This window comes from Tropicibacter sp. Alg240-R139, assembly GCF_900537075.1.
GTDB lineage: Bacteria > Pseudomonadota > Alphaproteobacteria > Rhodobacterales > Rhodobacteraceae > Falsiruegeria.
Window position 1 is genome coordinate 1 of sequence record NZ_UNRA01000002.1, and the last position, 14,794, is coordinate 14,794.

Sequence of the window (14,794 nt, forward strand, 5' to 3'; positions counted from 1 at the left end):
GTGTTGATTGATCTCCGAACGCATTTGGCCAATGTCCTCGTGACATAACTCAGGTGCGGCAACGGGCATTTGCTTTGCAAATATCCTGCCTGCCGCGAACCAAGAAAATCCAAATGCCTTCGGAACTTGGATTTTTCTTGGTTTGGTGGTCATAGCGCAAGTGAAACACCCGGTCCCATCCCGAACCCGGAAGTTAAGCACTGCTGCGGCAATGGTACTGCGTCTCAAGGCGTGGGAGAGTAGCTCACCGCCAAACCTAGTAAAATCCAAACAAACTCTCATAAACGACAACATTTAGCTTCTGTCGCGGGATGGAGCAGCCCGGTAGCTCGTCAGGCTCATAACCTGAAGGTCGTAGGTTCAAATCCTACTCCCGCAACCAGAAAGACTGAATTATTAAAATATGATAGCGCTCCATGGGGCGCTTCTTGTGTTTGAGGGTCAGGACTCGTGTCCGACCAGTGTCCGGATTCGACTCCGCTATCAGATCATCAAAAGAGAAAGCAAGGGGAAACCCACAATGTGATCATTGGCGGCGGTTCCTTGAACCGGAGAAGTATTAATGGTCAGAGTTGCAGCGTCAGCCCCTCCACTTTCATTTTCGATTCCATATGTAATTTCAACCGAGACATCTTGCGGCAAAGAACCAGGAGTAAGCGCTTGCCGGCACACCGGATCGAATGTCGCCATTGACAATAGTGCCGACGATGACCTGTGTTGTGACGATAGGATCTCCACCCAGGGCAACTTGCGAAACATCAATGGAAACCAAGGTGCCTGGTTGCCCGTTCGCCCCACTATGGGCAACGCCGAAGAAGGTTTGTAGATCGGCATTGTAGGCCAGATCGGCTAAACCTTTTGTCACAGCACCAGATGCTGGAATATCGAGCGTCTGCGAAATCAACTCCCCATTGGGACCCGTCTCCGAAAGATCATATACGACTGCCTGACTGAGGCTCCCTCTGAAGGTCCAGAGCTGACCTGTATCATCTACATCGCCAATGTAGGATCCCATTACACCGCTGGCGACTTTGTAAGTGGCGCCCGGGGCATCCATTGCGATGACGTCATTTTTGTTTATCGCTAGACCTGTGGCATCAGTTCCCCCTGATCGGGCCAACCTATAGATCAAGTCTGTTTCAGTGGAATATCCAATGGCGTTGACGTTCACCGCAGCAGGGTTCTCTGTCTCGGTGTATGAATTTGTTTCTAAGTCAAATTTGACCAACTGGCCGTTCAGAACCTGGTAAACAAAGTTCTGACCCGGCGCAAAAGCATCCACCGTTAAAGTGCTGCCCATAAATGTCATTGTCTGCTCTATGGACGGGATTAGGCCAGACGTGTCGATTGTGTTGTCGGAATCACTGCCGACATCAAGTATGCGGAACTCGATCTGCGCGACTTCACCAGTTCCAACAAGTTCAAAAACGTAGGTTTCAAAAACAGCTCCGTCATGCGCGAATTGGCCAATGCTTCGACCGTCAAACACGACCTCTATCGTGACACTGGTAACGTTAGCCAGAAGGTTGGCTGCGAGGCTGAACTCCAACTCATACAGAACGTCTTCGGTGGTCTGGACACTGGTTGTAAGCACCGGCAAACCGTCGGCCGTCACTGCGCCGGACCAGTGATCTGAGACCGTGTATTGGTCAAATGTGAGCCTGTCGTCGGTATCTTGAAGTAGATTGTCCATGATCGTTTCCGACTCTGTGACTTTTTGTGAAGGAAAAAGTCAAGTTCTGACCGTGCGGTGTCAGTACGCGCCTCTTCCGGTCAAAACGGCGGTGAAAGTGCGCAACAGGATAGCCAGATCAGTAATCACAGACGCGTCGCGTACATATTCCAGATCAAGCTCGATCATCTGATCAAAGCCAATCTCAGCCCGGCCTGAAACTTGCCAGAGGCCGGTGATCCCCGGCAGGACCAGATGCCTGCGATGGGCATTTTCGGAATACTCTGCGACCTCTTGCGGCAACGCGGGGCGGGGCCCGACGAGCGACATGTCACCTTTCAGCACGTTGAAGATCTGTGGCAGTTCATCAAGCGACCAGCGCCGCAGGATCCGACCAATGGGTGTGATACGGGGGTCTTTGCGGATCTTCAGGCACAATCCCTCGCGGTCGCTTTGATGTATCAGCTCCGCGCGGCGAGCTTCGGCATCCGCGTACATGGAGCGGAACTTGATCATCCGGAAGGGGATGCCATGTTGCCCGATCCGGGTTTGCACAAAGAACACCGGCCCGCGCGAGGTCAGAGCCACTGCCAAGGTGATGAGCAGCAGGACGGGCCAGAGCAGGGACAGTGCCAACAGACCAAGGCTGAGGTCCAGCAATCGAGTGGCGATCCGGGCGGGGAAGGTGCGCCGTTCGTTGGCGGCGTTGATGGATAGCATGATCATTGTGTGTCTCCCCAAGTGGCAGAAGGTTTGGCAGCAGTTCATGTGCGCAAGCGCAGCCAGGGATCCCCCGGCAGGGCGTCGCGCAACACGGCGACGCTGCCATTGCGCGGCAGGCCGTCGAGGCGATTGATCTGGGCGAAAACGGCGTCCTTGCGGGTGCTGGGAATTATTTGCAAAACGCCGACATCAGCGGCTGGCAGGACAAACTGGCAGGACAAACGATCGCAGAGGCTGCCCGCGGACACGATTACGACGTCAAAATCATAAAGGACCTCGTCCAGTGCATCGCGCACCATGGGGGCGGACACACCTGAGTCTTCCAGATCGCAGGTGGGCCCCTGCGGCAACTCCCAGATGCCATTTGCACCCTGCGCATACGTCGGTCCGGACAGTGTGTCGGTTATGAAGCTTCGCCAGTTGTTCGCTGATTCCGATGAATTCGCCGCGCCGATGTCGGCGTCAATAAACAGTGTCTTCATCTGCGCCCGGGCATGGCTTTCGGCCAGTGCACGAGCCAAATCTGTGGTCTGGCTGTCATCGGCAGAGGTTACCGCGATCACCGGCGCCTTCCCGACAAGGCGCGGTTTGCGCAAAGGATGCAGTTGCAGTTCGTTGCGCAGCAGATCGGCCGCATGGGCGTCCGTCAGCCCGGCGGAAGACACCTGCAAAACCGGCACCTGATGCTCCACCGGTGTCAGACTTTCACCGAACCGCATGCGACGCTCGGTCAGGCCCATGGCTAGTGCCAGCATCAGGGCCAAACCTGCACCGCCCATCATGCCGGAGGCCGCCAGCATCTTGCGGCTGTCACTGACCGGATCAATCGGAAGCGATGCCGGTGACATCACCACGGCATAACCCGGCAGCGAGCGACCGGATTCCAGGCGGATAACCTCTAGCGCATGGCGAGTTTCTTCGAGCAAGTCGCGCGCCTCGTCTATGTCCTGTTCAACCTGGTCCAGCTCGATCCGGCGGCGGTTCAGGTCGCGTGCTTCTGCCCGGGCGGCGTCGAGCAGTCCTTCTATCTTGGAATAGAGGCTGCGGATTTCTACGACGCTGGTGTCATTGCCGTCTGCGGATGCATTCGTCAGCGCGCCGGTCTGACCCAGCACCTTGATCTGTTCGCGCCGATCCGCCAACGCGGTTTCGATCACCGCGATCTCGTCCAGTTTCGCAGATACCTTCAACCGGAATCGGGCGTTACTTTGCCCCTCATACCCTGCACGCAGGCCCGCCAGTTCGGCCATCAGCTTTGCGCGTTCGAAATTCAGATCCGCCATTGCGCGGTCCAACAGTGTAGCGCGCATGATCTCTTCGTCTGACGTATCCGCAGATGCCCCACCCCGGTCTGCCTGGAGCGCGGTCAGGGTCGCCGCGACCTCCGATTTCCGGGCGGCCAGAGAGTCAATCTGCGCGATCTTTTCGATATGCGCCTTAGTAATCGCGTTCATGCCGAACTCACCACCGACTTCCAGCTGTGTCGCGCGCAATTGGGCCAGGCGTTGCACCAGTTCCTGTTCACGGTTGTACAATTCGGACAGACGCACGGCGGACCGGGCGTCTTCCGCTTCGACCTTCAACTGCAAGTAGGCGACAACAACGGCGTCCAGCTTTTGCTGTGCAAACCCAGGCTCGCGGCTCTTGGTTTTGAGGACGATCAGGCTGTCCCTTCGTTTGATTTCGATGGAGCCTGACAGGTCTTTGGCCGATAGGTCGCCCCGTTTTTCGGGCTGGCTTGCGGTGATGGTGTCCACGGCGCGGGACATGACGGGGTGCGAGGCGACATAGGTCGTTTCCGCCTTGACGAAACTGTCGAAAGTTTTGAGGACCGAAGCCTCGCCGGTCGCGTAGAGGATGTTGGATTCCTGGGGGTAGACCCGCAAAATCGCCTGCGATTCATAGAGTTGGGCGCCTGACAGGTAGCCGATGCCCCCCAATGCAGGGCCCAACAACATTGCGCCGCCAATGGCGTGTTTCCACCGCCCGCGCATAGCCCGGGCGAGGTTCTGCACGGGATTCGGTTCTGGCCCTTCAGCAGGCTGCGCGAGCGGTGCGTCTTGCTCATCCACGAAATCCTGTTGGATAGCGACCAGCGACATGGCTTAGCCCACCGCGCGCGAAGACAGATCGCGTTCCCAGCGTGCCTTGGCGTTTTCCCCTTCAAAGGCCAACGCGACGCGAACCCAAATCATGATTGTTAGAAACACCAATACAGGGATGAACTCCGACGGTTTGGTAAGTGCTTGGTGGATCATCCTGGGAAGGCTGCTGGGGTCCGGGCGGAACAGGCCCATTTTGCCGAGCTGGCGCGCGCCCCGGATGCTGCGGCGCCGCACTTTGATCAGGTCGCTTAGGTTCGCGGGAGCGCGGGCTGAGAAGTTGCAGCCGTTGACAAGGGCGATGTCCGGCACGGGAACGCTGCGGCGAATGAATTCGTCGTCTGCAGTGATCTCGGGCAAAGGGAGAAGCCGCGCGGCGGTGGCTGCAGAAAGGGCGAACAGGCCTCCGAACTTGCCGCGAGTGAAGTATGGATTGGTGCGCCAACCCCTATAGAATGCTTTCACCAACGGGGAGGCGTGGGTTGTCACAACATCCATTTGGCCGCATGCGGCCTGTGCTGTGCCAGTTGTCAGTGGCGCTATCAGTGCCTTTATCGAGTCCGAGGTCACATCAAGGTCTGCGTCCAGAAAGATGACCGGGCCACCTTTGGCACTGGCAGCATAGCCCAGGTTTAGGGCGTGGCATTTGCCTGCACGTTCCGTTTCGATGACCGTTGCCTGTGGCACTGCCGCCCGTGTGCGCGCGGCAGTCGCGTCGGTGCAGCCGTTTGCGATGACGATCACCTCGAACGCGTTTTGCGGTAAGCCACGGGACAGAAACCACAGCGTGCGCCCGATGACTGCAGCCTCGTTATGGGCGGGGATCAGGATCGTTGTGCAGCTCATTACGCGCCTCGCTGCGCGGTCGGTTGCTCCCAGACGAAATCGCGGATGACGTTGAGCAATGGCTCTAGCTTGGGACTAACCGTATCGGCCTCGGATTTGGCGACCGGGAACCCTTGGACCAATGCGCGGTCCAGCGCCTCGTGCAGGGCTTCGCCATCTGCGACCACGGTGACATTGCTGAGGTGCGCCATTTCGGTGGCGGTATCCTGCTGGTGATCGGTGCGGTGTTCGCCAAACTTCAGCCGCCTGGGCATCAGGATCAGCGGCTTTCCCAGTTCCGCAGCCGACAGGATCGTGCCCATGCCCGCATGCGATACGATCAGTCGCGCGGCGCTGAAACGGGTCGCAAACTCTGACTGGCTGAGATGTTCAACTGTGTCGATATGGTCGAACTTACGCTGGCTCGCCCCTGTCTGGGCGAATACAGGAACGACCGGATTTCGGGCTGCCCAGTTGTTAAGCCCAGCCAGCAGACGGTCGAATGGCAGTTGCGTGCCTACGGTTGCAAAAATCATGATGTGGTTTCCTGGATAAGGGTCAGATGACTGCGCCGCGGTATTCGGCTCCAGTGGACTGGGCGACCTCTGGCCATTGGGACAGGACGCGGTCGGCGACGCCTATCGAAAGGCGAGCGGAGATCGACAGCTTTCGCGCGTTCGCAATCGAGTCGATGAACATTGTGCGTGCGCCAATCAGGCGGGCCAATCGGATGGCCAGAAACCCGCCAGCAGCTCCAGTTGAGATCACCACATCCGGGCGGATATGGAGTAAGATCCACGCCATGCGCAGCACGCAGACTAGCAACCGAAGTGGTGTGTCCTTGTTCGCGTCCGGGTAGGTGTGAATGCGCTCTGACGGGGAGCGGTCTGCGGCGGAAGGGTCGGTGGTGGCAAAATGCAGTTCGGCACCGTCGAAAGCGGGCGTTAGGTGCTGCATCTGGACCCAATGGCCACCACCAGAGGAGACGGCAAGAACGACGGGACGTGAGTGGTGGCGGACAGGCATCTTGCAATCTCCCAAGGTTTTGTTTGTTCCTGGGAAGAAAATACCGCGATTTAACTCATTGATGTTAATGCGCAAAAAGCGAATTTGAGCTCGCAAGTGGGTGGGGTTAGCTATCCTTTCGGATAGCGGTGGGCGCATTCTGCTGGATCAGTAAGTCTTTGTAGAGGGTGACCAACTTGTCGGCCTTCACGCTCCACAATCCTTCACGCAAAACCTTGGTCCGTGCGCCCTGTCCCAGCCGCTGGCACAGGACGGAATCACTCGCCAAGGCCCGCACAGAATCGGCGATATTGGCGGCGAAGGTGTCGGGTGATGTGACCGGGATACGGACGCCGCATGTGGTATCGACAATCCAGCCCGGCCCGCCACGATCTGCAGTGATGGTGGGAAGACCATGGCGCATTGCCTCGTACAGGACCCCGCCCGCTGGCTCGCGGAAAGAAGGGAAGCAAAGGGCGTCGTGACTGGCGTATAGCTCCTCGACCTGATCACGCGGGATCTTACCCAGAAAACACACACGATCCGCGACGCCCAGTCGCTGTGCTTCGGCCCGACAAAGGTCCAATTCTTCACCTGACCCAGCACTGGTCAAGGTCACGCCCGACAAGTCGCGCAGATGTGCCATGGCACGAACTGCATCGCGCAGCCCTTTGGTGCGCACGGCCCGGCCAACATGCAACAGGCGCAAAGCGCCAGGGCGGGAGGAGCGCTCAACCGTTGGCGCAACGGAATCAATGCCCAGCTCTAGAACCGGTTCAAACCGTTGCAACGGAATGTCATCCAACACGTCTTTCATATAGGGCGCCACACCCAGAACGCAGGCCGCCCCGGCATAGCTGGCGCGAAGCCATGGGTCATTGCGGAACCGGAACGAGTCCAGAGCGCGCAGACGGGTGAAGAGCGGGGCGCTGGTCGCCTCGGACTGGAACGCAGAGGGGGTATCCAGCGCGCCGCCGAGCGGGCCAATGATGTAAGGTATCTCGAAATGGCGCAGGGGAGAGGCATAGCGCGCCGCCTGCGGCATCAACTGATGGGCCAGATCGAAGCGTTCACCTCTGCTCAGGGCTTGACCGATCCACTGTCGCACATGTGTGGCAAAGACCGGCCAAGCGGGTTTCAGCATCGCGTTCAACCGCTCGCGTTTCGTCGCCCACGCGGGTTCGGGCCACGTCACCACCCGCGCGCCGGGCAGTTGCGAGGCGACATCAGCACGGCCCGGACGCTGAAAGGTCAGGACTGTCAACGCCACCCTGTCCGCCAGCGCTTCGGCCCATTTGAAGGCGACAAACGCCTCACCCACATCTGTGCCGTCCAGGTTTGGGGCGATCAGCAGAACCTTCATGGCCGGGCACCTTCCGTGGGCCAGGCTTTGTACAGATCAGCGGTTACACAACGGAAATGCCGGGCCCTGGCGCGCGCGGCCCCGCGCCGCAACGGGCTGAGCACTGTCCAAAGGGCTGCGCGTGTTACGTTGTGAAAGCTGAGCACTGCAAAGCAGGCCATCCCGGCCAGCAAGCCGCCGTGTTTGCGATGCAGGCGTGTGGTGCCTTCGGTCAACATCACGTCGCGGCGATGGTTCAGTCGCGCGACCGCCCCGCCGCCAAAATGTGTGACTTCTGGGAGCGGGGCAAACATGATATCCCAACCCGCGCTCGCGAACCGGTGACACCAATCGGTTTCCTCACCATAAAAGAAGAAGGCCTCGTCTAGCAGTCCCACCTGTTCCATCGCTACCTGGCGCACAAACATCGCTGCGCCAGAGATTACGTCGACCTGCCTCTCGGTCGACCGGTCCCAGCCGGTCATGCGATAGCTGTCCAGCCGTGCCAGTTTCGTCAGTCCTAGCGCCTGCATGGTCAGGAATTTGAGCGAGGGGAATGCGCTGCAAGATGATTGGATTGTGCCGTCTGCGTTCAGGACTTTCGGCCCCATCACGGCGATCTCGGGGCGGGCATCCAGCCATGCCACCGCGTCTTGCAGTACCGTGCCATGCACCAGCGTGTCGGTGTTCAGCAACATAACATATCGTCCGCACGCCCGCCGCAACGCGACGTTGTTGCCGCCCGCAAAGCCCAGGTTATCAACGCTTTCGATCAGAGTAACATTCGGAAACTCCGCGCGGACCATGGCGACGGATGTGTCGGACGAGGCGTTGTCCACCACAAGAACCTCGACTTGCAAGTCGCCAAGTCCCGCTCGCACGGAAGTTAGGCAATCCTGCAACAGATCGCAGGTGTTCCAGTTCACGATGACAATAGAGAGATCCATGAAAAGTAACCTTTTTTAGCAAATCAAAATAAACGTGCAGGTCGAAGTACGACTGGATTGCGTCTCGCAGGCTTAACCGCCTGAGGACGCCCAGGCCTGGCATCCAGCATCCATGCGCCAGACCCAATGAGGAAAAAGAACAGTACAAACAGAGCGTTCCACAAATGAACCGTCGCTGCTGCCACTGCGATCCCGAACAGCGTGAACGCCCAGGCATGCCGCGCCCGCCGCCATGTGTCGGGCATGCGCTTGCGTTGCCCTATCGCCCAGACCAACCCTAGCAAAACGCCCAGCAACAACAGGAAGGCGGGAATGCCATAGCGCATGGCCGTTAGCAGCCAGAAATTGTCCATGCTGTCCGACATCCAGACTGGGCGTTCCCAATCGCCCAACCCAATGCCAAAGATCGGATGCCGTGCGACTTCGGCCGTGCCGTACTCGAACAGAAGGATGCGGTTATAGGCGGATTGCTTGGAAAAGGTGAAATAGTTGACGAACACGTGGAACGGCGTCTTGGTCGAAAACAGGTCGATGGCCACATAGGCCAACGCGAACAGCGAAAACAGCGCGGCCCAACGGCCTTGGATCCTGCCCAGCACACACTCCCATGCGGCGACGAACCCTTGCATCATCAGCACCAGGTACGGTCCGCCAGAGGCTGACATGAACGTCGCCAACCCCACGCCGAACACCTTGGCCATGCCTGTGTAATTGTCGAGCCGCTTCTGCGCGACCACGAAATAGGCCAGCGAAAAGGCCGACGCACTAAAAATGCCGCAAAGGATCGGATGATCAAACGGACCAAACGTCCGCTCGATTCCCATGCGGGATTCGATGAACGGCGCGCGCGGTCCACCTACCGTGCCCGAGATCGTGTCGTAGAGGATATGCACGCCCGTCAACGCCTCGGGGATGGTGAACAACAGCATGGCTACAACAACGCCAACATAGGCATGTGTCATGGCGGAAAAATCCTCGTAGCTGCGGATGTAGAGACGTCCGACAAGGTACGCCCCCAAACATTCCACGAAGTATATGCCGCCGGATTCGATGCCCTGGCTCAACCCACCCCATTTGATCAGCGCGAGGATCACCCAGGCGCAATGGGCCAACAGCAGCATGTCGAACAGGTTTATTTTGCCCCGCCGCCCGGTAAAAAGCTGGAACATCATAGGCAGGATCATCACGATCAGAACTACGCGATAGACCGACATCCGCAGCCCGCCCAAGTTGATGGACACGGGGGTGGGCAACATGATGGCTAAAAAGAACACAGCGATGACCGCCGGGACACCGAACAGCGTGGGAGAGAAGGTCTTGGCACGGATCATTGTACAGCCACGGTCTTGCGGCGGGTCAGCGTAGGATGTTCGACCCCGTGCCAGCTGAAGACCGCGAAGGGAATTGTGAGGACGAGGGACAGGGCCGCCAAGGGGACCGGGGCGATGCTAGGCAGCAGATAGACGACAGTTTGCGCAACGGGCCAGCCATAGATGTAGAGGCCGTAGGAAAGATCCGCGCTCAGGCGGATCGGGCGGGCGCAGAGCGTGATGGACATAACGCCATAGCACAGCGCCGGGACGGAGAAAGGAGCCGGGAGCAGGACGGCGGCGCAGATCGCGGCGATCCCGGCCCATGGGCTCAGGCGCAGGCTCTGTCTGAGATGATGCACGACCATGCCGATGGAAAACGCAAAAAACAACGGCACAAAGGTGGCGAACCGGGGTGACAGCGTGCCCGGCCAGAGGGACGCGATCCCGGCCAGCGTAACAAGGTTCAGGACCCAAACGCCCCGACGCAGAACGCCCAGCGACACCAGAGCCATGCAGACACCGTAAGCCAGCACCTCGTGAAACAGGCTCCACAATGGGCCATTGACGACGCCGGGATAGGGGTTGGTGGCAAATGCGTCAGTGATCCGGTATTCGATGGACACAAGCGTGAAAGCACGCAGCCACCAGCGCGCGGCTTCTGCCTGGGTGGCCGTTGCCCCACAGGCATAGGCCAGACACAGCGTAAGGATCAGGGCCACGCCCAGCCCGGGAAAGATGCGACGCACCCGCGACCGCCAGAACGCGATGGTCGGGCGGCGCTCTGCACTGGCCGTAATCAACAGGCCGGACAGGAAAAAGAAGAGTAGAACAGCCCAACCTCCCAAGGACCGTCCGGTGAGGTGCTCCAAGGGCTCGGTTGTTCCGGGGCCTAGGGCAAGCGGCCACGCGTGGCTAACGATCACACAGCCCGCCAGTGCGAGCCGCAGCGCGTCCAGATTGCCGGACCGACCAGTACGAAATGCATCGGCCAGGGTCATGGGCCAATCCTGGCGATGGTCACGTTCCGCCACAGGCGATTACGCAGAATGCGTTTCCAGGTTCCCAGCACGGATTGCAACTTCTGTTTTGTCGACAGTCGCAGCCACAGTGACCACAGGCGCTGTCCCTTCAAATGCGGGGTCTGCAAACCGACAACCCGCATCGCAGCGATCCGCCCCCATGCCGCGCCATGGGTTTTCTTCAGGTTCGGTTGTGCGTCTTCAATGACATCTCGCGAACGTGGTTCAGCGATCAGAACGCCCGCACGAATGGCAGCCTCGACCACGGCCCTGCCCTTGGCTGTCCGCGCAACGATCAGGGAGCGTCCGGCGTCCTGATCCCCCTGGGGCGGCGCGTGCCATGGGTCACCGACCGAGATGTCGGCAAAGGCCCCGGTGTGATCCGCGCAGATGTTGCAGCGCCAGCGGCGTTCGCCTTGCAGGATGGTGCCCCAGCCTTCGGCATAAGGAATGCCCTTGGACAGATGTTCCACTCCCGACTTGTCCCGCCACGTGGCCTGCATCAGTCCCGGCCAGCCATTGCCGCGATAACGCAGGTCGATCAGGTCGCCGCCCTTGGGTACCTCTAACCGATCCAGTAGCCGGTCTGTGGCCTTCAAGTTCGGTGCGCCAGCGCAGAAGATCGCGATTGTCAGCGGGATCTTGGCTGCGAGCTCATTGTCTTGCCCCGTCGCTCGCCGGACCGAAGCTACATCGCAGGGCTTGCCAATGAACGCGACCTGATCCGCGCCACGCGTGATCTCTCCCACCAATTCCGCAGGACTGGCCTGTGCATAGCGCGAGCCGGAGCCGCGCATCAGTCCAACCCGGTCGCGACTGATAACAGCCTCGTTCAGACGTGGGTCGTCCTGCCGGGCGGCGACATGAGCGACGCCGTCAACTTGACCAAAGTGCAACGCGAAGGTTGCCAGGGCTGTAACTGCGCCGCCTGACGATCCTTTGAGACGGATCTCCGGATCGGCGGCCCAGCCTTCCCATGTGGACAGGATCGGCCCCCAATCCGCTTCTGTCTGGTCCCTAATCTGAAGCTGAGACCAATCGCTGTTTGCGCCCGAGCAAATTGCCATTGCTGCTTTAGATGCTGCGCGCCCCTCGTCGTTACGCGCCACAACCGGACGGCGGCCATGGACCGGGTCTTCCAGCATGCGGATAGCGTTTGGGAAAGCACCGGCGCACCCCCCACATCCGGTGCAAAGGTTGCGTTCGACAACCGAGGTAATTGGATCGGCACTCATGAGTAGACCTCATTGGAAATGGGAGTTGTGAAAGACAGTTGTGCTAAGGACATGGCCCGTAGAGTAGCCGCAGCCTCGCCCACAGCGGCGGCAGCCCCGATGGCGGCCAGCGGCATCCCAATAGCAGCAAAGGCCGCAGCAGGGATCAGGGCAGCGGCGCGCATCAAATTGGCGCGGGCGGGATCGCCGGTGCGCCCCGTGGCGATGGCAAGTTGCGAATAGGGCGTGCGCAGGATGCGGAGCCCTGCGGCGACGCCTACGGCGATGGCTAGCGCGAGATCTGGGTGGACATCCGGGCCGTAGATCCGCGGGATGGCCACGGGGGCCAGTACGGCGAAGCCGACAGTAACCGTCACGCCAAGGCTGATATGCGTGACTAGGACAGGAGGCCAGACCGAGGAGAGCATGCCCCGGCGCAGCGCGTCGCGCAGGCGGGGCAAAAACAGCGAGGCAGCCGCACGCCCGACAATTTGCGCAGGCAGCAGGGCCAGTTGCAGAACCACACCGTAAACTGCCAGTGTGGCCCAGTCATAGGACCGCGCCACGATCAGGCGATCCGCATAGAAGGTCAGGAACAACAGCCCCGCATTCAGGATTAGCGGTGCGCCAAATCGCCAAACGCGCCCGATCGCTTGTCGGGACAGGTGCAGGTGATAGGTGCGGGACGCCACCAGATGAGAAAGACTGACATAGGCCACAGCATGCGAGATCAGCACCAACGCCATGGCGCGGTGGTCTTTCAACAGCACCGCTGCGGGCAGGACGCATGCCGCCATGACCAGAGTTGCACTGCCTTCGACCGCTGCCAGCGAGTGGTACCGATATCGGCGTTCGGCGCGGCGAAAATCAAGGTGAGTCAGCCCACGCAGCAACGGGATGATCGCCAACACGGCATACGTCGCCGCCTCAGGCCCATTCGCGAAGATCATCGCCAGTATCGGGGCCAGTGCCATCAGTCCCAATGCCCCGACGACGCCCCGGATCACCGCGACCCCCTGCAATTCCGCCTGCAATCGGGCGGTGTTGCCGTCCTGTGCTTGCAGGATCAGACGGTCGATGCCCAGATCGCTTGCCATTTCGGTAAACCGGACAACCAGCGCCAGTATCATCGCTTGCCCCAGTTGTTCCGGACCAAGCATCCATGCAAAAGTCACCGATCGCGCCAATGCCGCAGCCTCGGCCAGAACCGGCACGGCCCAGGGAATCCAGCGGCCAGAAGTCACGCGGCCACTCCGGCCTGCTGCGCTATCACGTCCATTTCATCTGCCGCGCGGGATTTCACACCGGTCAAGCGATGCTGTAGAATGGTGTTCATAGCGCTGCGTTGGGTGAAAGACGCAACCGCCCGCCCCGCCAAATGACGTGCATCTGCGCGACGCAGATCGACAACCTCGTCCCCGATACCGCATTGTGCGAAGACGCCATGGGCCTTGTCGGTATATCCCAGCCCCAGTGTCGGAACCCCCGAGGAAAACGCGCCGATAGTGGCGTGCATCCGCGCGCCAGCAAACCAGTCTAGCCGGGACAAGACCCATTTCAGTTCCATCGCGCTCAACCGCTCTTCCAGAACCTGAACGCGGTTACGCTCCCGCTCCCCCAACCGTGCCCGCAAGGCCCGCGCAGCGTCGAGGTCGCTTTCCGGATCACCGTCCGGGCGCTGCACATGAGGCACCAAAAGAAGCCGCAGATTGGGGTCGGCCCGCAACAGGGCTTGTGCCAATGCATCCAACTGATCCCGGTGACTGGTCTTCAGACCAAAGGCCTGCCGCGCGGTGTCATCTTCGTTGCACAATAGGCCCGACACGTTAAGGCCTGCCACAGGCACGCCTCGGTCCGGCGCAAGCCAGTTCGACACCTGAAGAGGCAAGTGGGCGGGTTCAGCTGCGGGAAGGGCCACCGCGACATCCACTCCTAGACGATGGCGGTCCGCATCAAACGACGCCCCCAGCGCCATTTGTAGGAACTCAAAGCTTTGCGCATCCCTTACCCAAACCGCCTTGGCCCGGCGCAAGATCGACACGGCCTCATCCAGCGTGGCATCGTCTCGAAACGGGCCTAGCTTTTGCGGCAGCAGGATCAGCGGCACGCCCGCATCCAGCGCCAGCCGTTTCGTCAGGGCCATGGCCTGAAATCGCTTGGTTCCGTAGATGTCGGTGAAGCTGTCCCCGCCCGAGATGTCGAGCACAGCACGTGAACCCAGAACGACGCGGGCGGGTGCGTTGAACCTGCCTTTGACGCGGGCAATCGCGTGGGCGGTGCGCAGGCTGTCCCCGCGCCAGTACCGGCGGTGATGGGTCAGTCCGACCAGATTGACGTTTACGTAGCCCCAATCCGCTTGACGCAGGCCGCGCCCGTGATCGGCAACCGTCATTTGTGTAGCACCGCGTTGCGCCAATCCAGCCACAACCGCATGGCACAGCGCACTGACGCCCTGATTTCCAGTATCCGGTGCTGCGTTCAGTAAGGTGATCATGGCGGTCCTCGCGACTGTTGCAAGGACGTTAACCCGGTGGCCTTACCTCTGTCCGCTGCGCGTCAGGTAAGGTCCGGCTCCTGATGGAGGGGGTGACCTATTCAAAGGGATAGGTCGCGGTTCCATGGAAGGAAAAAG

13 protein-coding genes, 1 tRNA gene and 1 rRNA gene are annotated in these 14,794 nt (G+C 60.0%); 2 read left to right on the forward strand and 13 right to left on the reverse strand.

Annotated elements, in window-relative coordinates; all coding sequences use genetic code 11:
* Nucleotides 1-141 precede the first annotated feature (141 nt).
* Nucleotides 142-256 (forward strand): 5S ribosomal RNA (gene rrf / locus G6R15_RS07690).
* Nucleotides 257-305: 49 nt separating this feature from the next.
* Nucleotides 306-382: transfer RNA gene (locus tag G6R15_RS07695), tRNA-Met, on the forward strand.
* A 237-nt stretch (nucleotides 383-619) separates the two neighbouring features.
* On the opposite strand, the gene G6R15_RS07700 is transcribed toward G6R15_RS07695, so the two are convergent.
* The 13 genes from G6R15_RS07700 to G6R15_RS07760 all read right to left on the reverse strand — a co-directional run bounded on the left by G6R15_RS07700 (nucleotide 620) and on the right by G6R15_RS07760 (nucleotide 14,656).
* Nucleotides 620-1,693: a hypothetical protein gene (locus G6R15_RS07700; RefSeq protein ID WP_164659294.1), complete on the reverse strand. Its 1,074-nt coding sequence runs from the start codon at nucleotides 1,691-1,693 to the stop codon at nucleotides 620-622.
* A 60-nt stretch (nucleotides 1,694-1,753) separates the two neighbouring features.
* Entirely contained in the window at nucleotides 1,754-2,398 is a 645-nt protein-coding gene (locus tag G6R15_RS07705) for a sugar transferase (protein ID WP_240336700.1), read from the reverse strand.
* Nucleotides 2,399-2,436: 38 nt separating this feature from the next.
* Nucleotides 2,437-4,497: a hypothetical protein gene (locus tag G6R15_RS07710; protein WP_164659296.1), complete on the reverse strand. Its 2,061-nt coding sequence runs from the start codon at nucleotides 4,495-4,497 to the stop codon at nucleotides 2,437-2,439.
* Between the two features lie 3 nt (nucleotides 4,498-4,500).
* Nucleotides 4,501-5,343, reverse strand: coding sequence for a glycosyltransferase family 2 protein (locus tag G6R15_RS07715; protein ID WP_164659297.1), 843 nt, complete (start codon nucleotides 5,341-5,343; stop codon nucleotides 4,501-4,503).
* Nucleotides 5,343-5,858 (reverse strand): glycosyltransferase, encoded by a 516-nt coding sequence (locus tag G6R15_RS07720; protein WP_164659298.1) that lies wholly within the window; start codon nucleotides 5,856-5,858, stop codon nucleotides 5,343-5,345. Before G6R15_RS07720 ends, G6R15_RS07715 begins: the two co-directional genes overlap by 1 nt.
* Nucleotides 5,859-5,880: 22 nt before the next feature.
* Nucleotides 5,881-6,348 carry a hypothetical protein gene (locus tag G6R15_RS07725; RefSeq protein WP_164659299.1) on the reverse strand — a complete coding sequence of 156 codons (468 nt, stop codon included), beginning with the start codon at nucleotides 6,346-6,348 and terminating at the stop codon, nucleotides 5,881-5,883.
* Between the two features lie 106 nt (nucleotides 6,349-6,454).
* Nucleotides 6,455-7,690: a glycosyltransferase family 4 protein gene (locus G6R15_RS07730; RefSeq protein WP_164659300.1), complete on the reverse strand. Its 1,236-nt coding sequence runs from the start codon at nucleotides 7,688-7,690 to the stop codon at nucleotides 6,455-6,457.
* Complete coding sequence (locus G6R15_RS07735; protein ID WP_164659301.1) at nucleotides 7,687-8,616, reverse strand: glycosyltransferase family 2 protein; 930 nt, start codon at nucleotides 8,614-8,616, stop codon at nucleotides 7,687-7,689. The genes G6R15_RS07730 and G6R15_RS07735 overlap by 4 nt, the downstream gene beginning before the upstream one ends.
* Before the next feature lie 23 nt (nucleotides 8,617-8,639).
* The gene (locus G6R15_RS07740; protein WP_164659302.1) at nucleotides 8,640-9,947 is read right to left on the reverse strand and encodes a hypothetical protein; all 1,308 of its coding nucleotides are present in this window, start codon (nucleotides 9,945-9,947) and stop codon (nucleotides 8,640-8,642) included.
* Nucleotides 9,944-10,927, reverse strand: coding sequence for an acyltransferase (locus tag G6R15_RS07745; RefSeq protein WP_164659303.1), 984 nt, complete (start codon nucleotides 10,925-10,927; stop codon nucleotides 9,944-9,946). The genes G6R15_RS07740 and G6R15_RS07745 overlap by 4 nt, the downstream gene beginning before the upstream one ends.
* Nucleotides 10,924-12,183, reverse strand: a complete 1,260-nt coding sequence (locus G6R15_RS07750) for a Coenzyme F420 hydrogenase/dehydrogenase, beta subunit C-terminal domain (RefSeq protein ID WP_164659304.1) — start codon at nucleotides 12,181-12,183, stop codon at nucleotides 10,924-10,926. The genes G6R15_RS07745 and G6R15_RS07750 overlap by 4 nt, the downstream gene beginning before the upstream one ends.
* Entirely contained in the window at nucleotides 12,180-13,406 is a 1,227-nt protein-coding gene (locus G6R15_RS07755) for an oligosaccharide flippase family protein (protein WP_164659305.1), read from the reverse strand. Before G6R15_RS07755 ends, G6R15_RS07750 begins: the two co-directional genes overlap by 4 nt.
* Nucleotides 13,403-14,656, reverse strand: a complete 1,254-nt coding sequence (locus G6R15_RS07760; RefSeq protein WP_164659306.1) for a polysaccharide pyruvyl transferase family protein — start codon at nucleotides 14,654-14,656, stop codon at nucleotides 13,403-13,405. The genes G6R15_RS07755 and G6R15_RS07760 overlap by 4 nt, the downstream gene beginning before the upstream one ends.
* Nucleotides 14,657-14,794: the final 138 nt, after the last annotated feature.

Bases quoted from the DNA above. Each gene is read 5' to 3' on its own strand.
- G6R15_RS07735 (WP_164659301.1), bottom strand. From the start codon at position 8,616: ATGGATCTCTCTATTGTCATCGTGAACTGGAACACCTGCGATCTGTTG.
- G6R15_RS07740 (WP_164659302.1), bottom strand. From the start codon at position 9,947: ATGATCCGTGCCAAGACCTTCTCTCCCACGCTGTTCGGTGTCCCGGCG.
- G6R15_RS07705 (WP_240336700.1), bottom strand. From the start codon at position 2,398: ATGATCATGCTATCCATCAACGCCGCCAACGAACGGCGCACCTTCCCC.
- G6R15_RS07700 (WP_164659294.1), bottom strand. From the start codon at position 1,693: ATGGACAATCTACTTCAAGATACCGACGACAGGCTCACATTTGACCAA.
- G6R15_RS07745 (WP_164659303.1), bottom strand. From the start codon at position 10,927: ATGACCCTGGCCGATGCATTTCGTACTGGTCGGTCCGGCAATCTGGAC.
- G6R15_RS07750 (WP_164659304.1), bottom strand. From the start codon at position 12,183: ATGAGTGCCGATCCAATTACCTCGGTTGTCGAACGCAACCTTTGCACC.
- G6R15_RS07725 (WP_164659299.1), bottom strand. From the start codon at position 6,348: ATGCCTGTCCGCCACCACTCACGTCCCGTCGTTCTTGCCGTCTCCTCT.
- G6R15_RS07720 (WP_164659298.1), bottom strand. From the start codon at position 5,858: ATGATTTTTGCAACCGTAGGCACGCAACTGCCATTCGACCGTCTGCTG.
- G6R15_RS07760 (WP_164659306.1), bottom strand. From the start codon at position 14,656: ATGATCACCTTACTGAACGCAGCACCGGATACTGGAAATCAGGGCGTC.
- G6R15_RS07730 (WP_164659300.1), bottom strand. From the start codon at position 7,690: ATGAAGGTTCTGCTGATCGCCCCAAACCTGGACGGCACAGATGTGGGT.
- G6R15_RS07710 (WP_164659296.1), bottom strand. From the start codon at position 4,497: ATGTCGCTGGTCGCTATCCAACAGGATTTCGTGGATGAGCAAGACGCA.
- G6R15_RS07715 (WP_164659297.1), bottom strand. From the start codon at position 5,343: ATGAGCTGCACAACGATCCTGATCCCCGCCCATAACGAGGCTGCAGTC.